General features: G+C 61.8%; 17 protein-coding genes. 11 read left to right on the top strand and 6 right to left on the bottom strand.

The genetic code is table 11. From position 1 onward, the window contains the following. Window positions 1–245 precede the first annotated feature (245 nt). The 9 genes from J2Y90_RS12240 (at window position 246) to pcaC (ending at window position 8,497) form a co-directional block, all read left to right on the top strand. Window positions 246–1,103: a CoA transferase subunit A gene (locus J2Y90_RS12240; RefSeq protein ID WP_253499902.1), complete on the top strand. Its 858-nt coding sequence runs from the start codon at window positions 246–248 to the stop codon at window positions 1,101–1,103. Further along, window positions 1,100–1,882 (top strand): CoA-transferase subunit beta, encoded by a 783-nt coding sequence (locus J2Y90_RS12245; RefSeq protein WP_253505144.1) that lies wholly within the window; start codon window positions 1,100–1,102, stop codon window positions 1,880–1,882. Before J2Y90_RS12240 ends, J2Y90_RS12245 begins: the two co-directional genes overlap by 4 nt. After that, a complete protein-coding gene (pcaF, locus tag J2Y90_RS12250; protein WP_253499905.1) occupies window positions 1,879–3,084 on the top strand; it encodes a 3-oxoadipyl-CoA thiolase in 1,206 nt (401 codons plus the stop codon). Before J2Y90_RS12245 ends, pcaF begins: the two co-directional genes overlap by 4 nt. A 36-nt stretch (window positions 3,085–3,120) precedes the next feature. Then, complete coding sequence (pcaH, locus tag J2Y90_RS12255) at window positions 3,121–3,825, top strand: protocatechuate 3,4-dioxygenase subunit beta (RefSeq protein WP_253499909.1); 705 nt, start codon at window positions 3,121–3,123, stop codon at window positions 3,823–3,825. Between the two features lies 1 nt (window position 3,826). Continuing rightward, window positions 3,827–4,393 carry a protocatechuate 3,4-dioxygenase subunit alpha gene (gene pcaG, locus J2Y90_RS12260; RefSeq protein ID WP_253499912.1) on the top strand — a complete coding sequence of 189 codons (567 nt, stop codon included), beginning with the start codon at window positions 3,827–3,829 and terminating at the stop codon, window positions 4,391–4,393. Between the two features lie 191 nt (window positions 4,394–4,584). Continuing rightward, a complete protein-coding gene (locus J2Y90_RS12265; protein WP_253499915.1) occupies window positions 4,585–5,880 on the top strand; it encodes an MFS family transporter in 1,296 nt (431 codons plus the stop codon). Window positions 5,881–5,926: 46 nt separating this feature from the next. After that, window positions 5,927–7,291 (top strand): 3-carboxy-cis,cis-muconate cycloisomerase, encoded by a 1,365-nt coding sequence (locus tag J2Y90_RS12270; RefSeq protein WP_253499919.1) that lies wholly within the window; start codon window positions 5,927–5,929, stop codon window positions 7,289–7,291. 11 nt (window positions 7,292–7,302) lie between these two features. Beyond that, on the top strand, window positions 7,303–8,094 hold the full coding sequence (pcaD, locus tag J2Y90_RS12275; protein ID WP_253499922.1) for a 3-oxoadipate enol-lactonase: 792 nt from the start codon (window positions 7,303–7,305) through the stop codon (window positions 8,092–8,094). Window positions 8,095–8,104: 10 nt separating this feature from the next. Then, a complete protein-coding gene (pcaC, locus tag J2Y90_RS12280) occupies window positions 8,105–8,497 on the top strand; it encodes a 4-carboxymuconolactone decarboxylase (RefSeq protein ID WP_007917093.1) in 393 nt (130 codons plus the stop codon). Between the two features lie 157 nt (window positions 8,498–8,654). On the opposite strand, the gene J2Y90_RS12285 is transcribed toward pcaC, so the two are convergent. Further along, a complete protein-coding gene (locus J2Y90_RS12285; protein WP_253499925.1) occupies window positions 8,655–9,914 on the bottom strand; it encodes an OprD family porin in 1,260 nt (419 codons plus the stop codon). Between J2Y90_RS12285 and J2Y90_RS12290 the strand changes: the two genes are divergently transcribed. After that, complete coding sequence (locus J2Y90_RS12290; protein WP_253499928.1) at window positions 9,913–10,272, top strand: hypothetical protein; 360 nt, start codon at window positions 9,913–9,915, stop codon at window positions 10,270–10,272. The genes J2Y90_RS12285 and J2Y90_RS12290 overlap by 2 nt on opposite strands. Window positions 10,273–10,288: 16 nt before the next feature. Here J2Y90_RS12290 and emhC read toward each other — a convergent pair whose 3' ends face one another. Genes emhC through emhA form a run of 3 tightly spaced genes read right to left on the bottom strand, consistent with a single transcriptional unit; the run spans window position 10,289 to window position 16,071 of the window. Then, window positions 10,289–11,749 (bottom strand): efflux RND transporter outer membrane subunit EmhC, encoded by a 1,461-nt coding sequence (gene emhC / locus J2Y90_RS12295; RefSeq protein WP_253499931.1) that lies wholly within the window; start codon window positions 11,747–11,749, stop codon window positions 10,289–10,291. Further along, on the bottom strand, window positions 11,746–14,910 hold the full coding sequence (gene emhB, locus J2Y90_RS12300) for an efflux RND transporter permease subunit EmhB (protein ID WP_039762672.1): 3,165 nt from the start codon (window positions 14,908–14,910) through the stop codon (window positions 11,746–11,748). The genes emhC and emhB overlap by 4 nt, the downstream gene beginning before the upstream one ends. A 3-nt stretch (window positions 14,911–14,913) precedes the next feature. Further along, window positions 14,914–16,071, bottom strand: a complete 1,158-nt coding sequence (gene emhA, locus J2Y90_RS12305; protein ID WP_253499935.1) for an efflux RND transporter periplasmic adaptor subunit EmhA — start codon at window positions 16,069–16,071, stop codon at window positions 14,914–14,916. Window positions 16,072–16,337: 266 nt separating this feature from the next. On the opposite strand from emhA, the gene emhR reads away from it, so the two are divergent. After that, complete coding sequence (gene emhR / locus J2Y90_RS12310; protein WP_016771330.1) at window positions 16,338–16,970, top strand: efflux system transcriptional repressor EmhR; 633 nt, start codon at window positions 16,338–16,340, stop codon at window positions 16,968–16,970. A gap of 483 nt (window positions 16,971–17,453) precedes the next feature. On the opposite strand, the gene J2Y90_RS12315 is transcribed toward emhR, so the two are convergent. Together J2Y90_RS12315 and J2Y90_RS12320 are read right to left on the bottom strand one after the other, a co-directional pair. Continuing rightward, a complete protein-coding gene (locus J2Y90_RS12315) occupies window positions 17,454–18,503 on the bottom strand; it encodes an alkene reductase (protein ID WP_253499939.1) in 1,050 nt (349 codons plus the stop codon). Between the two features lie 33 nt (window positions 18,504–18,536). Next, window positions 18,537–19,703 (bottom strand): MFS transporter, encoded by a 1,167-nt coding sequence (locus J2Y90_RS12320; protein ID WP_253499942.1) that lies wholly within the window; start codon window positions 19,701–19,703, stop codon window positions 18,537–18,539. Window positions 19,704–19,722 lie beyond the last annotated feature (19 nt).

The following is a 19,722-nucleotide window of genomic DNA, read 5'->3' on the forward strand; positions in this document are numbered from 1 at the left end:
AAAAGATCGCAGCCTTCGGTGCTCCTACAGGGGAATGCATTTCAAATGTAGGAGCTGCCGAAGGCTGCGATCTTTTGCAGGCGACACGAACCGATAGGGAAGCAACAATCCGTTCGATAAACGAACACTCAGTCGATTATCGGATTGTTTGGCGATTTTCCCAGGCTTAATCTTCAGTGACTCCGGCGCTGAACCTCGCGCCTTTTTATCACTGGCGATTCCTTACAAGAACAGGAGCCCGCTCCATGGCTGAGATCCTTTCGCTGCACGACGCGGTGAAGCAATTCGTCAACGACGGCGATACCGTCGCCCTCGAAGGCTTTACTCACCTGATCCCTACGGCAGCGGGTCATGAAATCATTCGTCAAGGCAAGAAAGATCTGACGCTGGTGCGGATGACGCCCGACCTGATCTACGACCAACTGATTGGCGCCGGTTGCGCGCGCAAACTGATTTTCTCCTGGGGCGGCAACCCGGGTGTGGGCTCGCTGCACCGTCTGCGTGACGCGGTCGAGAAGCAATGGCCGCACGCGCTGGAAATCGAAGAACACAGTCACGCCGACCTCGCCAATGCCTATGTCGCCGGCGCGTCCGGCCTGCCGTTCGCGGTGCTGCGTGCCTACGCCGGTTCCGACCTGCCGAAGGTCAACCCGCTGATCAAAACCGTGACCTGCCCGTTCACCGGCGAAGTGCTGGCGGCCGTGCCATCGGTACGCCCCGATGTCACCGTGATTCATGCGCAGAGGGCCGACCGCAAAGGCAACGTTCTGCTCTGGGGCATTCTTGGCGTGCAGAAAGAAGCCGCGCTGGCGGCCAAGCGCTGCATCGTCACCGTGGAAGAAATCGTCGATGACCTCAATGCACCGATGAACGCCTGTGTACTGCCGACCTGGGCCTTGAGCGCGGTCTGCCATGTGCCAGGTGGCGCGCATCCGTCCTACGCCCACGGTTACACCGAGCGCGACAATCGTTTCTATCAGGCGTGGGACCCGATCGCTCGCGACCGTGAGACGTTTACCGCGTGGATCAACGAATACATCCATGGCTGCGCTGATTTCAGCGAATTCCAGGCCAAGTTGGCCGCTGCTTCGGAGGCCAAATAATGACTTACACCACCAATGAAATGATGACCGTCGCTGCGGCCCGGCGCCTGAAGAACGGCTCGGTATGCTTCGTCGGCATCGGCCTGCCGTCGAAAGCCGCCAACCTCGCGCGCCTGACGTCATCGCCGGACGTGGTGCTGATCTACGAATCCGGCCCGATTGGCGCCAAGCCGAGCGTGCTGCCACTGTCCATCGGTGACGGCGAGCTGGCCGAAACCGCCGACACCGTCGTGCCGACCGGTGAGATTTTTCGCTATTGGTTGCAGGGCGGGCGCATCGACGTCGGTTTTCTCGGCGCCGCGCAGGTCGACCGCTTCGGCAACATCAACACCACCGTGGTCGGCGACTACCACGCGCCGAAAGTGCGCCTGCCAGGTGCAGGCGGTGCGCCGGAAATTGCCGGTTCGGCGAGGAGCGTGTTGATCATTCTCAAACAGTCGGCGCGTTCGTTTGTCGACAAACTCGATTTCATCACTTCGGTCGGTCACGGCGAGGGCGGCGATTCGCGCAACCGTCTGGGTCTGCCGGGCGCCGGTCCAGTCGGCATCATCACCGATCTGTGCATCATGGAACCGGAGCAGGGCACCCACGAGTTCGTGGTCACCGCGTTGCATCCGGGCGTGACCCGCGAGCAAGTGGTCGCCGCCACCGGTTGGGCGATTCGTTTTGCCGACTCTGTCGAAACCACCGCTGAGCCGACCGAAGTCGAGCTGACGGCGCTGCGTGATCTGGAAGCGCGCACCGCTGCCGCCCACGGCCAGGCACCGGGAGAAGCATGATGCGTGACGTGTATATCTGCGACGCGATTCGCACCCCCATCGGCCGTTTCGGCGGCGCACTGTCCGCCGTGCGCGCCGATGACCTCGCCGCCGTGCCGATCAAGGCCCTGATGGAGCGCAATCCATCGGTGGACTGGAACGCCGTCGATGAGGTGTTCCTCGGGTGCGCCAACCAGGCCGGCGAAGACAACCGCAACGTTGCGCGCATGGCGCTGTTGCTCGCCGGTCTGCCGGACAGCGTGCCCGGCGTGACCCTCAATCGCCTTTGCGCTTCGGGCATGGACGCCATCGGCACTGCGTTTCGTGCGATCGCCAGCGGCGAAATGGAGCTGGCAATTGCCGGCGGCGTCGAATCGATGTCCCGCGCGCCGTTCGTGATGGCCAAGGCGGACGCGGCGTTCTCGCGCAACATGAAACTGGAAGACACCACCATCGGCTGGCGTTTCATCAACCCGCTGATGAAGGCGCAGTACGGCGTCGATGCCATGCCGCAAACCGCTGACAACGTCGCCGACGACTACCAGGTTTCGCGTGAGGATCAGGACGCCTTTGCCCTGCGCAGTCAGCAACGTACCGCTGCCGCTCAGGCCGCGGGTTACTTCGCTGAAGAAATCGTCGAAGTGCGCATCGCTCATAAAAAAGGCGAAACCGTGGTCAGCCAGGACGAACATCCGCGCGCCGACACCACGATCGAAGCGCTGGCCAGACTGAAACCGGTCAACGGCGCGGACAAAACCGTCACCGCCGGCAATGCCTCTGGCGTTAACGATGGCGCCGCGGCGCTGATACTTGCCTCGGCTGAAGCGGTAAAAAAACACGGCCTGACCGCCCGCGCGAAAGTGCTGGGCATGGCCAGCGCCGGCGTTGCACCGCGGGTGATGGGCATCGGCCCGGTGCCGGCGGTGCGCAAACTGACCGAGCGCCTCGGCGTGGCGGTCAGCGATTTCGACGTGATCGAACTCAACGAGGCGTTTGCCAGCCAGGGCCTGGCGGTGCTGCGCGAGTTGGGGCTGGCCGACGATGCGCCGCAGGTCAATCCCAATGGCGGCGCGATCGCTCTCGGTCACCCGTTGGGCATGAGCGGTGCGCGGCTGGTGCTGACCGCCCTGCATCAGTTGGAAAAGACCGCTGGCAAGAAAGGTCTGGCGACCATGTGCGTCGGTGTCGGCCAAGGTCTGGCCTTGGCCATCGAACGCGTCTGACGCGAGCCGTGACGAAAAAGAACAGAGGAAAGCGAAATGTCTGACAAGCCTGGTTACCGTCGCCCGCAGGAAGGCACTCAGCCTGAGTACCTGCACCCGACGTATCAATCCACCAACCTGCGCTCGCCGTCCAAGCCGCTGGTGTTTCTGCCGCATTCGCTGTCGGAAATCACCGGGCCGACCATCGGTGCCGAACACGTTGCCGAGAAAGACAACGACCTGACCGCGCAGCACGCTGGCGAGCCGTTGGGCGAGCGCATCATCATTCACGGCCGCGTGCTCGACGAAGACGGCCTGCCGGTGCCGGGGATTCTGGTGGAGATCTGGCAGGCCAACGCCGCTGGCCGCTACAACCATGCCCGCGACTTGCACGACGCGCCGCTGGACCCGAACTTTACCGGCACTGGCCGCACCGTCACCGATGCCGACGGCTGGTACCAGTTCCAGACCATCAAGCCCGGCGCCTATCCGTGGGGCAACCACCACAACGCGTGGCGCCCGGCGCACATCCATTTTTCCCTATTCGGGCCGAGCATCCTCACCCGACTGGTCACGCAAATGTACTTTCCCGGCGACCCGTTGCTGGCATATGACCCGATCTACAACTGCGTGCCGGACACCTCGGCCAAGGAACGCCTGATCGCCAGCTTCGATCTGGAAAAAACCATTCCGTCCTACGCCCTCGGTTACCGCTGGGACATCGTGCTGCGCGGGCGTGAAGCCACGCCGATGGAGAAATAAGATGACGCTCTATGCGACCACGTCCCACACCGTCGGGCCGTATTACCACATCGGCCTGACCTGGCTGAACCGCGAAACCCTGGCCAGCGAGCTGACCCTCGGCGAACGCGTGGCGATCACCGGCCAGGTTGTGGATGGCAATGGTGATGTCGTCAACGACGCCATGCTCGAAGTCTGGCAGGCCAATGCCGCCGGCAAGTACGACCACCCGGAAGATCAGCAGGACAAACCACTCGACCCGAACTTCGAAGGCTTCGGCCGGGTGCCGGTGGATGCCGAAGGACGCTTCCGTTTCACCACGATCAAACCCGGCACCGTGCCCGGCCTGAAAGGCTCGACTCAGGCGCCGCATCTGGTCGTTTTGGTATTTGCCCGTGGTCTGGTCAAGCACTTGCTGACGCGGATTTATTTTGAGGGTGAGCCGGCGAACGTTGCTGATCCGTTGCTCGAATGTGTGCCGGCGGAGCGTCGCGCAACGTTGCTGGCCAAGCAAGATGCCTCGGGTGTTTACCAGTGGAATGTAGTTCTGCAGGGCACCGATGCCGAGACGGTGTTCTTCGATTATTAAGAACACCCCAATCCCTGTAGGAGTGAGCCTGCTCGCGATGACGGTGTGCCAGATTTAAATGGTCTGCATGACACACCGCCATCGCGAGCAGGCTCACTCCTACAAGGGAACTGTGTTGCAGATGGAACTGTGGAACGGGACTGTTGCAAAGTATGTCTAGACTGTGACTGTCCCTATCGAGTGAAAAAACAATGACAACGCCCACCTCCCATTACACCGGGGAAGAGCGCAGCAAGCGCATCTTCGCCATTGTCGGCGCTTCCTCCGGCAACCTCGTCGAATGGTTCGACTTCTACGTCTACGCCTTCTGCGCGATCTATTTCGCCCCGGCGTTCTTCCCCTCCGATAACCCTACCGTGCAGCTGGTCAACACCGCTGGCGTGTTCGCTGCCGGGTTCCTGATGCGGCCGATTGGCGGCTGGATTTTCGGCCGCGTCGCTGACAAGCACGGACGCAAGAATTCGATGCTCATCTCGATCCTGATGATGTGCTTCGGCTCGCTGCTGATCGCCTGCTTGCCTACGTACAAGGACATCGGCGTCTGGGCGCCGGTGCTGTTGCTGTTTGCGCGCTTGCTGCAAGGCCTGTCGGTCGGCGGTGAGTACGGCACCACCGCGACTTACATGAGCGAAGTCGCGCTCAAGGGCCAGCGCGGTTTCTTCGCCTCGTTCCAGTACGTGACGCTGATTGGCGGACAGCTGTTGGCGGTGTCGCTGGTGGTGGTGCTGCAACAGTTCCTCACTGAAGAAGATTTGCGCGCCTACGGCTGGCGCATCCCGTTCGTGGTCGGTGCGGTGGCGGCGCTGATTTCGCTGTTCCTGCGTCGTTCGCTGAAAGAAACCACCAACGAAGAAACCCGCGCGCACAAGGATGCCGGCAGCATCACCGCACTGTTCCGCGATCACAAAGCGGCGTTCATCACCGTGCTTGGTTACACCGCTGGCGGCTCGCTGATTTTCTACACCTTCACCACCTACATGCAGAAATACCTGGTGAACACCGCCGGCATGCACGCCAAGACCGCCAGCTACATCATGACCGGCGCGTTGTTCCTGTACATGTGCATGCAGCCGCTGTTCGGCATGCTCGCCGACAAGATCGGCCGGCGTAATTCGATGCTCTGGTTCGGCGCCCTCGGCACGCTGTTCACCGTGCCGATTTTGCTCAGCCTGAAAAGCATCAACAGCCCGTTCCTCGCCTTTGTGCTGATTACCCTGGCGCTGGCGATCGTCAGTTTCTACACCTCGATCAGCGGTCTGGTGAAAGCCGAGATGTTCCCGCCGGAAGTCCGCGCGCTTGGTGTCGGCCTGGCTTACGCAGTGGCCAATGCAATCTTCGGTGGTTCGGCAGAGTTTGTGGCCCTGAGCCTCAAGGCCGGCGGTATGGAAAACGCCTTCTACTGGTACGTCACGGCGATGATGGCGGTGGCCTTCCTGTTCAGCCTGCGGTTGCCCAAGCAGGCGAAGTATTTGCACCACGATCTCTAACCCGAAGTGCGCGGGCTGTTCTGGCCCGCGCCGGCAAGGACTGTTTATGACTCAGCGACCGGGCAATCAATTGTTCGATGCCTACTTCACCGCCCGCGATATGCGCGAAGTGTTCTGCGATCAGGGCCGGCTGCAGGCGATGCTCGATTTCGAAGCGGCGCTGGCCCGGGCCGAGGCGCGGGTCGGGCTGATTCCTTCATCTGCCGTGGCGCCGATTGCTGCAGCGTGCGACGCGGGCCTGTATGACTTCGCCGCGTTGGGCGAGGCGATTGCCACCGCCGGCAATTCGGCGATTCCACTGGTCAAGGCCTTGGGCAAACAGATTGCCGCGAGCGATGCCGAAGCCGAGCGCTATGTGCATCTGGGCGCGACCAGCCAAGACGTGATGGATTCCGGGCTGGTCCTGCAACTGCGCCAGGCGTTGGTGCTGATCGAAAGCGAACTGGCGCAACTGGCCGACTCGCTGGCCGCTCAGGCGCAACGTTTCGCCACCACACCATTGGCCGGGCGCACCTGGCTGCAACACGCCACGCCGGTGACTCTCGGGATGAAAATCGCTGGATGGCTCGGCGCCGTCACGCGCAGCCGTCAGCGTCTGCAACAACTCAAGCCACGGCTGCTGGTGCTGCAATTCGGTGGCGCGTCGGGGACGCTCGCGGCGCTGGGCGAGCAGGGGTTGCCGATTGCTCAAGCGCTGGCTGAAGAGCTGCAACTGAGCCTGCCCGAGCAACCGTGGCACACCCAGCGTGATCGCATCGTCGAATTCGGCGCGGTGCTTGGCCTGATCGCCGGCAGTCTCGGCAAATTCGGTCGCGACATCAGCCTGTTGATGCAGACCGAGGCGGCGGAAGTGTTCGAACCCGCCGCACCGGGCAAGGGCGGTTCGTCGACCATGCCGCACAAGCGCAACCCGGTCGGCGCGGCGGTGCTGATCGGCGCGGCAACGCGGGTGCCGGGGCTGGTATCGACACTGTTCAGCGCCATGCCGCAGGAGCACGAACGCAGCCTCGGTTTGTGGCACGCCGAATGGGAAACCCTGCCGGAAATCTGCTGCCTGGTGTCCGGTTCGCTGCAACAGGCGCGTTTGCTCGCCGATGGCCTGGAGGTCGACGCGGCGCGCATGGCCCGCAACCTCGAATTGACGCAGGGTCTGGTGTTGGCCGAAGCCGTAAGCATCGTCCTCGCGCAACGAGTCGGCCGCGACACCGCGCATCATCTGCTCGAACAATGCTGCAAACGCGCGGTGGCCGAACAACGCCATTTGCGCGCCGTGCTCGCTGACGAGCCGCAGGTCACCGCCGAACTGAGCGACGCTGAACTGGATGATCTCTTGAACCCCGCGCATTACCTCGGTCAGGCGCAAGTCTGGGTCGAGCGCGCGGTGGCCGAACACAACGCTTTGACTGTCTGAAGGAGAGGGCTGTGGCTTTCGTTCAACTCGCCGATGGCGAACTGCACTATCAAATTGAGGGCCCGGCCGATGCGCCGGTGCTGGTGCTGTCCAACTCGTTGGGCACCGACCTGCACATGTGGGACGCGCAGATGCCGGCATTCACCGAGCATTTTCGCGTGCTGCGTTTCGACACGCGCGGCCACGGACAATCGCTGGTCACCGAAGGGCCTTACAGCATCGAGCTACTGGGCCACGACGTGCTCGGTCTGCTCGATGCGCTGCACATCGAGCGCGCGCATTTCTGCGGGCTGTCGATGGGCGGACTGATCGGCCAGTGGCTGGGTATCAACGCCGGGCATCGTCTGCACAAACTGATCGTCTGCAACACCGCAGCGAAGATCGGCGATCCGTCGGTGTGGAATCCGCGCATCGAAACCGTATTGCGCGATGGCCCGGCGGCGATGGTTGCACTACGTGATGCTTCGATTGCGCGCTGGTTTACTCCGGACTTTTCGGCGGCGCATCCCGAGGCGGCAAAGAAGATTACCGACATGCTTGCCGCGACCAATCCACAAGGCTATGCGGCCAACTGCGCGGCCGTGCGCGATGCCGATTTCCGTGAACAACTGGCTTCGATCAATGTGCCGTTGCTGGTGATTGCCGGCAGCGAAGATGCAGTAACGCCGCCGTCCGGCGGGCATTTCATCCGCGACCATGTGCGCGGCGCCGAGTACGCCGAGTTCTATGCGGCGCATTTGTCCAACGTGCAGGCCGGCGCCGATTTCAGCGACCGAGTGCTGGCGTTTTTGCAGGCTCAGTGAGGAAGATTTTGTGGACGAGAAACAACGTTACGACGAAGGCATGCAAGTGCGCCGCGCGGTACTGGGTGATGCCCACGTCGATCGCAGCCTGACCACGCTGACCGAGTTCAACTCGGAATTCCAGGAGATGATCACCCGCCACGCCTGGGGCGACATATGGACCCGCCCGGGCCTGCCACGGCACACCCGCAGCCTGATCACCATCGCCATGCTGATCGGCATGAACCGCGAAGGCGAACTGAAACTGCACCTGCGCGCCGCGGCCAATAATGGCGTCAGCCGTGGCGAGATCAAGGAAGTGATCATGCAGAGCGCGATCTACTGCGGCATCCCTGCAGCGAATGCGACGTTTCATCTGGCGGAATCGGTTTGGGATGAATTGGGTGTTGAATCCCGTGAGTGATAGCGCCTGAACCGACGCCTTCGCGAGCAGGCTCGCTCCCACAGTTGGAATGCGTACCCGTGTAGGAGCTGCCGAAGGCTGCGATCTTTTGATTTTGATTCTTTGAAAACAAGATCAAAAGATCGCAGCCTTCGGCAGCTCCTACAAGGATCGGTGGTTACAGCAGGCTGATCGGGTAGCTGACGATCAAGCGGTTCTCGTCAACCTCGTTATTGCTGAAATCCCGGCGCATGGTTGAGTTGCGCCATCTGACGTTCAAGTCTTTCAACGTGCCGCTCTGCACCGTGTAGCCCAGTTCCGACTCGCGACCCCATTCCTTGCCGTTGGTGATGGTCCCGGTGTGCACGTTGTCGCCGCTGATGTAGCGGTTCATCAGGGTCAGGCCGGGGATGCCCATGGCGGCGAAGTTGTAGTCGTGGCGCAGTTGCCAGGAGCGTTCCTGAGCGTTGTCATAACTGGCGTTGTAGCTGTCGTTGGCGAGGGTGCCGCCACTGGTGCCGTTGACCCGCATCCACGCGCTGTCGCCGGTGAGTTTCTGCAGGCCGACGTAGAAGGTGTTGCCGCCGTATTTGGCGGAAAACATCCCGTACCAGGTCTTGTTGTCGAGATCGCCGGCGCGGGCGCTGCCATCTTCCTTGCCGTAGAAAAACCCGAGGTTGGCGCCCAGCGTCCAGTCGCCGAGCGGCTGGCTGTGCAGCACGTTGAGGTACTGCTGGCTGTAGATGTCCTTGAGCTGCGCGTTCCATAAGCCGATCTGCGTGCGCTTGTCGTTGAACAGGTATTCACCGCCCTGGAAGTTGAAACGGTCAGAGGTGAACGCGGCTTTGCCAGTCATCGACATGTCGCTCATGCTGCTGTCGTCGCGCGGGCTGTTCGCGCGGAACTGGCCGCCATAGAGGGTCAGGCCAGCAATTTCCTTCGAGGTGATCTGGCCGCCACGGAAGGTCTGCGGCAACGAACGACCATCGTCCGAACGCAGAATCGGCAGCACTGGCATCCACTCGCCGACCTTGACTTCGGTCTGGGAAAGTCTGGCCTTGAAGGCGACGTTGGTGCGACCGAAGTTGTCCGCCGGGCGGCCGTCATGGTCCAGCGGCAACAACTGCGTGCCGCCCGTGCCCTTACCGCCATCGAGCTTGATCGAATAAAGCCCGAGTACGTCCATGCCAAAGCCGACGGTGCCTTGGGTGAAGCCGGATTTGGCGTCGAGGATGAAACTCTGCGTCCACTCCTCGGCCTTGCCCTGGGTCTTGGTCGGGTTGGTGAAGTTGCGGTTGATGTAGAAGTTGCGCAGGTTGAGGTTGACCTTGGCGCCTTCAACGAAGCCGCTTTCTTCGGCGCTGGCTGGCAGGGCCAGACCGGCGACGGCCAGGGCGATCACAGCGGGCAATGCGTAGGGCACAGGGAAAACTGTCATGGACTTGGGTCTCTCTTGTTTTTTTAGGGCGAACGGCTGCGCTGTCGCGGCGGGTGCGGCGCAGGCGGGAAATGCTGGTTTGAGATGGAGCAGTGGCGGTCAGCCGGGCAGGGCAGGGCGCTGGAGCATGGTGTCGAACCTTGTTGTTATTGGTTTTCTGGGTCGAATGGTGAAGGGCCTGTGTGTTCGGATTCAATTGCTGAAAGCGGGTTTTGGGCGGTTATCGAACAGCAAAAAGCAAAGATCGCAGCCTTCGGCAGCTCCTACATTTGGAATGCATTTCCCTGTAGGAGCTGCCGGAGGCTGCGATCTTTCGATTTTCAGGCAACAAAAAGCCCACCCAAAAGGGTGGGCTTGATGTATTCAGCCGATGATCAGAACAGCTTCATCTTCGGCGCTTCTTCTTTCAGCGGTTCGTTCTGCGCGGTCTGCGCATTCCAGCCGCCACCCAGGGCCTTGTACAGGTTGACCGCACTGGTCAGCTGCGCGAGGCGGTCGGTGATCAGCGCCTGTTGCGCGCTGAACAACTGACGCTGGGCATCGAGGAAGGTCAGGTTGCTATCGACGCCGATGCGGTAGCGACGTTCGGCCAGGCGGTAGTAATCCTGGTTGGCCTGAACGAAGTCACGCTGCGCTTGCAGCTGCTCGGTGTAGGTCTGGCGGGCGGCGAGGCCGTCGGCGACTTCCTGGAAGGCTGTCTGAATCGACTTCTCGTAATTTGCCACGCCAATGTCCTTCTGGATCTTGGCGTAGTCGAGGCTGGCGCGCAGGCTGCCGGCGTTGAAGATCGGCAGGTTGATCTGCGGCTGGAACAGCCACGTCCCCGAACCACCCTTGAACAGACCGGACAGGTCCGGGCTCAGGCTGCCCGCGTTGGCGGTGAGGCTGATGCTCGGGAAGAACGCTGCACGGGCCGCGCCGATGTTGGCGTTGGCCGCCTTCAGGTTGTACTCGGCCTGCAAAATGTCCGGACGACGTTGCAGCAGATCCGAAGGCAGACCGGCCGGCACGTCGCTGAGCAGGTCGTCGGCCAGCGGTTTGGCCGCTTGCAGGTTGGCCGGAATACCGGTGCCGAGCAGCAGGGTCAGGCTGTTTTCGTCCTGTGCAACCTGGCGGGTGTAACGCGCCAATTGTGCCCGGGCGTTTTCCACGGAAGTGCGCGACTGCGCCAGATCCAGCGCCGAAGCCACACCGACTTCGTTGCTGCGGCTGGTCAGCTTGTAGCTTTCTTCGAAGGCACCGAGGGTGTCCTGAGTCAGCTTGAGCAGTTCCTTGTCCGCCTGCCAGGTCAGGTAAGCATTGGCGACGTTGGCCACCAGACTGATCTGCGTGCTGCGACGTGCTTCTTCAGTGGCGAAGTATTGTTGCAGCGCTTGCTCGCTCAGGCTGCGCACTCGACCGAACAGGTCGAGTTCGTAGGCGCTGACGCCGACGGTGGCCGAGTAGGAGCTGCTGATAGCCGACTCACCGGTCTGCGAGGCACGGGCCGGAACCCGCTGGCGGCTGCCGGCGGCATTGGCCGACACCGCCGGGAACAGGTCGGCGCGCTGGATGCGGTACTGCGCCGCGTAAGCGTCGATGTTCAGCGCCGCGACACGCAGGTCGCGGTTGTTTTCCAGGGCGACCTGGATCAGCTGTTGCAGGGCAGGGTCATGGAAAAACTGCTTCCAGCCCTGTTCGGCAGCGGCTTGCGCCGGAGCCTGGGCCGGCGAATATGCCGGCCCCTGCGGGTACTGCCCTGCGACCGGAGCCTCAGGCTGCTGATAGTCAGGTATCAACGAGCAACCGCTCAGCACGAAGGCGGCGACTGCGATGGAGAGTAGCGACTTGCTCATTGGCCAGCCTCTTTAGGAGTTTCAGTAGTCTCATCCGCGTCGGTCTTTTTGCGCTGACCGATCGACGACACAGTAACGAAGAACAGTGGGACCCAGAAGATCGCCAGGATCGTGGCCGTGAGCATACCGCCAATCACGCCGGTACCGATCGCATGTTGACTGCCTGAACCGGCGCCGGTGGAGATTGCCAGCGGTACCACGCCGAGGACGAAGGCCAGCGAGGTCATGATGATCGGGCGCAGACGCATGCGGCAGGCTTCGATTGCCGCTTCACGCAGGGTGCGTCCCTGTTCATGCAGTTCCTTGGCGAATTCTACGATCAGAATGGCGTTTTTAGCCGCCAGACCGATGGTCGTCAACAGGCCTACCTGGAAGTACACGTCGTTGGACAGACCGCGCAGACTGGTCGCCATCAGTGCACCGATGATCCCCAGCGGTACCACGAGCATGACCGCGATCGGAATCGACCAGCTTTCATACAGCGCCGCCAGACACAGGAACACCATCAGCAACGACAGGGCGTACAGCGCTGGCGCTTGCGAGCCGGACAGACGTTCCTCGTAGGACAGACCGGTCCAGGAGATACCGACACCGGACGGCAGCTTCTTGGCAATCGCTTCGACTTCGGCCATCGCTTCACCGGTGGAGTAGCCCGGCGCCGGAGCCCCGAGGACCTCGACCGCTTCCACACCGTTGTAGCGCGCCAGTTTCGGCGAACCGTAGACCCACTCGCCCTTGGCGAATGCCGAGAACGGAACCATGGTGCCTTCGGCGTTGCGCACGTACCACTTCTTCAAGTCTTCCGGGCTCATGCGCGAGTCCGGCTGGCCCTGCACGTAGACTTTCTTCACCCGACCACGGTCGATGAAGTCGTTGACGTAGCTACTGCCCAGCGCGATCGACAGGGTGTTGTTGATGTCGCTGATGGTGATGCCGAGGGCACTGGCCTTCTCGTCATCGATTTCCAGCTGGAACTGCGGCTCATCGTTCAGGCCGTTCGGACGCACCTGCGTCAGCACCTTGCTTTGCGCCGCCATGCCGAGGAACTGGTTACGCGCCTCCATCAGTTTTTCGTGGCCGATACCGGCACGGTCCTGCAGGAACACGTCGAAACCGGTGGCGTTACCCAATTCCAGAACCGCTGGCGGGGCAAAGGCAAACACCATCGCGTCACGGAAGCTGAAGAAGTGTTGCTGGGCACGCGCAGCGAGATTGAACACGCTGTTATCGGCGTTACGTTCGCCCCACGGCTTGAGCATGATGAACGCCATACCCGAGCTCTGCCCACGGCCGGCGAAGTTGAAGCCGGTCACGGTGAACACCGAAGCCACCGCGTCCGCCTCACCGCCGTCCTTGTTCGGACGCAGCAGGTACTCCCGCATTTCATCCACCACCACTTGCGTGCGCTGGGCACTGGAACCGGCCGGGGTCTGCACCTGAGCGAACAGAACGCCCTGGTCTTCTTCCGGCAGGAACGCGGTCGGGATGCGGGTGAACAGCCAGATCATGCCGACCACGATCAGCAGATAGGCCAACAGATACGGCGCCTTGCGGGTCAGCATGTTGCCGACGCCGCGCTCGTAGCTGCGCACGCCACGGTCGAAGTTGCGGTTGAACCAGCCGAAGAAACCTTTCTTCGGAGTACCGTGCTCGCCTTTCGGAATCGGCTTGAGCATGGTCGCGCACAGCGCCGGGGTGAAGATCAGCGCAACCAGTACCGACAGGGCCATGGCCGACACGATGGTGATCGAGAACTGCTTGTAGATCACGCCGGTGGAGCCGCTGAAGAACGCCATCGGCAGCAGTACCGCCGAGAGCACGAGGGCGATACCGACCAGCGCGCCCTGGATCTGGCCCATGGATTTCTTCGTCGCTTCCTTCGGTGACAAGCCTTCTTCGCTCATCACCCGCTCGACGTTTTCCACCACGACGATGGCATCGTCCACCAGCAGACCGATGGCCAGCACCATGCCGAACATGGTCAGGGTGTTGATGCTGAAGCCGGCGGCGGCGAGGATGCCGAACGTACCGAGCAGTACCACTGGCACGGTCATCGTGGTGATGACGGTGGCGCGGAAGTTCTGCAGGAACAGGAACATCACCAGGAACACCAGCGCGATCGCTTCGACCAGGGTGTGCACCACGCCTTTGATCGACTCGGTCACCACTGGGGTGGTGTCGTACGGGAACACCACTTCCATGCCTTGCGGGAAGAACGGCTTGAGGCTGTCGATGGTGTTGCGCAGTGCCTTGGCCGTGTCGAGGGCGTTGGCGCCGTTGGCCAGTTTCACCGCCAGACCGGACGCCGGGCTACCGTTGAACTGGGCGCTGATCGCGTAGTTCTCACCGCCGAGGCCGACTTCAGCGACGTCTTTGAGGCGAACCTGCGAGCCGTCCTTGTTGACCTTGAGCAGGATTTCCTTGAACTGCTCGGCAGTCTGCAGACGGGTCTTGCCGATGATCGTCGCGTTCAGTTGCTGGCCCTGCACGGCAGGCAAGCCACCGAGCTGACCGGATGAAACCTGGACGTTCTGCGCGGCAATGGCGTTTTTCACGTCGACCGGGGTCAGGTTGAAGTTGTTCAACTTGGCCGGGTCGAGCCAGATACGCATCGCGTACTGCGCACCGAAGACCTGGAAGTCACCGACACCGGCGGTCCGCGAGATCGGGTCCTGCATGTTCGACACGATGTAGTTGGACAGGTCGTCCTTGGTCATGCTGCCGTCACGCGACACCACGCCGATCACCAGCAGGAAGTTCTTCACTGCCTTGGTCACGCGAATACCCTGTTGCTGCACTTCCTGCGGCAGCAGCGGGGTGGCCAGGTTCAGCTTGTTCTGGACCTGAACCTGCGCGGTGTCGGAGTTGGTGCCTTGCTCAAAGGTCGCGGTGATGGTCATGCTGCCGTCGGAGTTACTTTCCGACGACACATAACGCAGGTTGTCGATACCGTTGAGCTGTTGCTCGATGACCTGGACCACGGTGTCCTGCACGGTTTGTGCGGATGCGCCCGGGTAGGTCACCTGGATCGCAATGGCCGGTGGCGCAATGCTCGGGTATTGGTTGATCGGCAATTTCAGGATCGAAAGTGCCCCGACCAGCATGATCACCAGGGCGATCACCCAGGCGAAAATCGGACGGTCGATGAAAAATTTTGACATGGGTTACTCCCCTTTGCCGCCGGCGGCTTTGTCAGCTGCCTGTGCGGGGGCCGGGTTCTTGGTGCCGACGTTAGTCGCCTCGGTCGCTTTGACCTCGACGCCCGGTTTGACGTACTGCAGGCCTTCGGTGATCAGACGATCGCCGGCTTTCAGGCCGTCTTCGATCAGCCACTGGCTGCCGACGGTGCGGCTGGCCTTGAGCTGACGCAGCTCGACCTTGTTGTCGGCGCCGACGACCAGTGCGGTCGGGGTGCCTTTGAGGTCGCGGGTCACGCCTTGCTGCGGCGCGAGAATCGCTGCGCTGTTGACGCCGGCCTGCAACTGGGCGTGGACGAACATGCCTGGCAGCAGGGTGTGATCAGGGTTCGGGAACACCGCGCGCAGGGTCACCGAGCCAGTGGTCTGGTCAACCGAGACTTCGGAGAATTCCAGCTTGCCGTCGAGCTTGTACTGGCTGCCATCTTCCAGGGTCAGCTTGACTGCCGCGGCGTTGTCGCCGGCCTTCTGCAGACGGCCGCTTTCCAGTTCGCGGCGCAGCTCCAGCAGTTCCACCGACGACTGAGTCACGTCGACGTAGATCGGATCAAGCTGCTGAATCACTGCCATCGCATCGGCCTGACCATTGCTGACCAGAGCGCCTTCGGTGACCGAAGAACGGCCGATACGGCCGGAGATCGGTGCGTAAACCTTGGTGTAACGCACGTTGATCTGCGCGCTCTGCAACTCGGCTTCCGATTGCAGACGGTTGGACAGGGCCGTGTCGTATTCCTGCCGGCTGACGGCCTGCTCATCGACCAGTTGCTTGTAGCGATCGGATATCGACTTGGTCGAACGCAGGCTGGCTTCGGCGCTTTTCAGCGTCGCTTCATAGACCGATGGATCGATCTGATACAGCTGCTGGCCGGCCTTGACGTCGGCGCCTTCCTTGAACAGACGCTTGAGAATGATGCCGTTGACCTGCGGGCGAACTTCAGCGATGCGGAACGCACTGGTGCGGCCCGGCAGCTCGGAGGTGAGGGTAAAGGCTTGTGGTTGCAGGGTGACGACGCCGACCTGAGGGGGCGGAGCGGCAGGGGCCGCTTCTTCCTTTTTACATCCGCTGAGCAGCGATGCCAGGGCGACGGCAGTGACCAGAGCGGTAACAGCTGGCTTGAATTGCATGAAGATCCTCGGGTCAGGCGCGCAAGGAGCGCACAAGAAGTGTGAAAGAGTAAAAATCGGGCACCGGGTGGATAAGTAGCTTGCTAAGTAATATACTTACGTTCATGGTTGTTTGTAAACACCTGCGCCGCGTACCCACCCTGTTACCAAAAGCGGCGCGAGGTTTGAAATTGTAGGCCGGGGAGCCGATTCACGAGAGATCGCCCCCTCTTTATTCAGCGGATAATCAGCCATCCCTGAAACATCCTGTTTGAGGTTTTACTGCCATGGTCCGTCGTACCAAAGAGGAAGCTCAGGAAACCCGCAGCCAGATCCTGGAAGCGGCCGAGAAAGCCTTCTATGAAAGGGGGGTTGCCCGCACCACCCTGGCGGACATCGCGACCCTCGCCGGCGTGACGCGTGGCGCGATTTACTGGCATTTCAGCAACAAGGCCGACCTGGTCCAGGCCATGCTCGACAGCCTGCACGAACCGCTGGACGAACTGGCCAAGGCCAGCGAAAGCGAGGACGAACCGGACCCGCTGGGCTGCATGCGGCAGTTGCTGATTCATTTGTTTCATCAAGTTGCACTGGACCCGAAAACCCGACGCATCAACGAAATTCTGTTTCATAAGTGCGAGTTCACCGATGAAATGTGCGATCTGCGCCAGCAGCGCCGGACGGCCAGTCTCGATTGCAACCTGCGCATCGGCCTGACCCTGCGTAATGCGGTGAATCGCGGCCAGTTGCCGGAAGACCTCGACACTGCCCGCGCGGCCATCAGCATTCATGCCTACATCGACGGCCTGCTGTACGGCTGGCTGTTGGCCCCGGACAGCTTCGAATTGCACGCCGAGGCTGAACGCTGGGTCGACACCGGGCTGGACATGCTGCGCCTGAGCCCGAGCCTGCGCAAATGAAACAAAATGCGCAATTGCCCGGGGAGATGTCAATCAGCCGCCATGGCTGATGATCGCGGCGGGGAGTTTAAACCTAGCGAGCCATGCATTTTGTAGGGAAATTGTGTAGCTCTTGTGAAACCGTGTTTCGCCGCTTTCCCCTCACCCTAGCCCTCTCCCAGAGGGAGAGGGGACCGACCGAGCTGATCTTTCGAGTGACGCCGACCTGAAATATCCCGCCGAACTCGGGTTCTGAAAGCTCTGCAAATCGGCTCCCTTTCCCCAATGGCGGGACCGACCGGGTTGTTTGCTCAGGCCGTGCCGACCTGAAATATCCCGCCGAACTCAGGTTCTGAAAGCTCTGCAAATCGGCTCCCTCTCCCTCGGGAGAGGGCTGGGGTGAGGGGCTACGTCGGGTGCCACGCAACAAATCTGAAGCCGAACAACAAAAAGCCCCGGACTCTCACAAGTCCGGGGCTTTTTCATTTCTGCGCTACAGCGTGCTTACAACGTCGGATAGTCGATATAACCCACCGGACCTTTACCGTAGAAAGTCTCTGGATGCGGCTCGTTCAGCGGCGCATCGGCTTTCAAACGTACCGGCAGATCCGGGTTGGCAATGAACGGCACGCCGAACGCTACGGCGTCTGCCTTACCGCTGGCCAGCCACTCGTTGGCGCTTTGCTTGGTGAATTTTTCGTTGGCAATGTAGGGGCCACCGAAGGCTTCTTTCAGTTGCGGGCCGAGGCTGTCGGCGCCTTCTTTTTCCCGTGAGCAGATGAACGCGATGCCACGCTTGCCCAGTTCACGGGCGACGTAGGTAAAGGTTTCGGCGAGGTTGTCATCGCCCATGTCGTGGGAATCGGCACGCGGTGCCAGGTGCACACCAACGCGGCCAGCGCCCCAGACTTCGATCGCCGCGTCGGTGACTTCCAGCAGCAGGCGCGCACGGTTTTCCAGCGAGCCGCCGTACTGGTCAGTGCGCTGGTTGGTGCTGCTTTGCAGGAACTGGTCGAGCAGGTAACCGTTGGCGCCGTGGATTTCCACGCCGTCGAAACCGGCGGCCTTGGCGTTCTCGGCACCAGTGCGGTAGGCGTCGACGATGTCGGCGATTTCAGCGGTTTCCAGAGCGCGCGGGGTTGGATAGTCGGCCAGCGGACGCACCAGGCTGACGTGGCCCTTTGGCTGGATGGCGCTTGGCGCCACCGGTGCTTCACCGTTCAAATACGAAGGGTGAGAGATGCGGCCAACGTGCCACAGTTGCAGGAAGATCTTGCCGCCGGCGCCGTGAATCGCCTTGGTCACGTTGGCCCAGCCACGCACCTGATCGTTGGACCAGATGCCCGGGGTGTCCGGGTAGCCGACGCCCATTGGCGTTACCGACGTGGCTTCGCTGAGGATCAGGCCGGCCGAGGCGCGTTGTACGTAGTATTCGGCCATCAGCGCGTTCGGCACACGGCCTTCGTCGGCGCGGCAGCGGGTCAGCGGGGCCATGATGATGCGGTTGTTCAGCTCGATGTCGCCGAGTTTGATCGGGTCGAAAATAGTCGCCATGTCTAAAAGCCTCTCTTTAATTAAGGAAGTTGATCAGTTGGATGCAGGCGCCAGCTCGGCATTGCCGTTCTGGCGGAAAGTAATCAGGGTCACCAGCAGGGCCAGTACCGCGAGTGCGGCGGCGGCCAATGGCACGCTGGTCAGGCCGTAGCCGTGGGCGATGACGCTGCCGCCGACCCAGGCGCCGAGGGCATTGCCGACGTTGAAGGCGCCGATGTTCAAGGTCGAGACCAGATTTGGCGCAGCCTTGCCGAAGGTCACCACGTTGACTTGCAGTGCAGGCACGGCGGCGAAACACGCGGTGGCCCAGAGGAACAGGGTGATCTCGGTCGGGATCAGCGCAACGCTGGTCCAGCTCAGCACCGTGGACACCACGGCCATGGTGATGAACACGCCGATCAGCGTGGCAGCCATGCCTTTGTCGGCGAGTTTGCCGCCGATGATGTTGCCGACCGTCAGACCGAGGCCGATCAGCATCAGCGTCCAGGTCACGCCACGCGGCGACACGCCGGTGACTTCGCCAAGCAGTGGGGCGACGTAGGTGAACAGGGTGAACACCGAGGCGGCGAACAGCGCGGTCATGCTCAGCGACAGCCAGATGCCGGCGCCTTTGAGCGCGGCCAGTTCGGCGCGCATGTCGAGTTTCTCTTCGTCACGCTTGGCCGGCAGAAAGCGGATCAGGCCGATCAGGGCGATCACACCGATAACGGTCACCGCCCAAAACGTCGAACGCCAGCCGGCTTCCTGACCCAATGCGGTGCCCAGCGGCACGCCCAACACGTTGGCCAGGGTCAGACCGGTGAACATCAGGGCGACCGCCGAGGCACGTTTGTTCGGCGCGACCAGATTGGCCGCCACCACCGAGCCGATGCCGAAGAACGCACCGTGACACAGCGCCGTGACCACCCGGGCAAACATCAGCACGTTGTAGTCGCTGGCGATGGCGCAGAGCAGGTTGCCGACAATGAAGATGCCCATCAACGCCACCAGCGCTGCCTTGCGCGGCAGCCTGGCGGTGGCCAGCGCCATGAACGGTGCACCGATGGCCACGCCCAGGGCGTAACCGGTGACCAGCCAGCCGGCGCCGGGAATCGACACACCGAGATCCGCCGCCACGTCGGGCAGCAGGCCCATGATGACGAATTCGGTGGTGCCGATGGCGAAGGCGCTCAGGGCGAGGATGAGAAGCGAAAGGGGCATGCAGGTTTCCTTGTCGGCT

Source organism: Pseudomonas koreensis (genome assembly GCF_024169245.1).
Taxonomy (GTDB): domain Bacteria; phylum Pseudomonadota; class Gammaproteobacteria; order Pseudomonadales; family Pseudomonadaceae; genus Aquipseudomonas; species Aquipseudomonas koreensis_F.

Excerpts from the sequence above, each read along its gene's own strand:
- J2Y90_RS12240 (WP_253499902.1), top strand. The coding sequence starts at position 246 with ATGGCTGAGATCCTTTCGCTGCACGACGCGGTGAAGCAATTCGTCAAC.
- pcaF (WP_253499905.1), top strand. The coding sequence starts at position 1,879 with ATGATGCGTGACGTGTATATCTGCGACGCGATTCGCACCCCCATCGGC.
- pcaH (WP_253499909.1), top strand. The coding sequence starts at position 3,121 with ATGTCTGACAAGCCTGGTTACCGTCGCCCGCAGGAAGGCACTCAGCCT.
- pcaG (WP_253499912.1), top strand. The coding sequence starts at position 3,827 with ATGACGCTCTATGCGACCACGTCCCACACCGTCGGGCCGTATTACCAC.
- J2Y90_RS12265 (WP_253499915.1), top strand. The coding sequence starts at position 4,585 with ATGACAACGCCCACCTCCCATTACACCGGGGAAGAGCGCAGCAAGCGC.
- J2Y90_RS12270 (WP_253499919.1), top strand. The coding sequence starts at position 5,927 with ATGACTCAGCGACCGGGCAATCAATTGTTCGATGCCTACTTCACCGCC.
- J2Y90_RS12290 (WP_253499928.1), top strand. The coding sequence starts at position 9,913 with ATGGACTTGGGTCTCTCTTGTTTTTTTAGGGCGAACGGCTGCGCTGTC.
- J2Y90_RS12285 (WP_253499925.1), bottom strand. The coding sequence starts at position 9,914 with ATGACAGTTTTCCCTGTGCCCTACGCATTGCCCGCTGTGATCGCCCTG.
- emhC (WP_253499931.1), bottom strand. The coding sequence starts at position 11,749 with ATGAGCAAGTCGCTACTCTCCATCGCAGTCGCCGCCTTCGTGCTGAGC.
- emhB (WP_039762672.1), bottom strand. The coding sequence starts at position 14,910 with ATGTCAAAATTTTTCATCGACCGTCCGATTTTCGCCTGGGTGATCGCC.
- emhA (WP_253499935.1), bottom strand. The coding sequence starts at position 16,071 with ATGCAATTCAAGCCAGCTGTTACCGCTCTGGTCACTGCCGTCGCCCTG.
- emhR (WP_016771330.1), top strand. The coding sequence starts at position 16,338 with ATGGTCCGTCGTACCAAAGAGGAAGCTCAGGAAACCCGCAGCCAGATC.
- J2Y90_RS12315 (WP_253499939.1), bottom strand. The coding sequence starts at position 18,503 with ATGGCGACTATTTTCGACCCGATCAAACTCGGCGACATCGAGCTGAAC.
- J2Y90_RS12320 (WP_253499942.1), bottom strand. The coding sequence starts at position 19,703 with ATGCCCCTTTCGCTTCTCATCCTCGCCCTGAGCGCCTTCGCCATCGGC.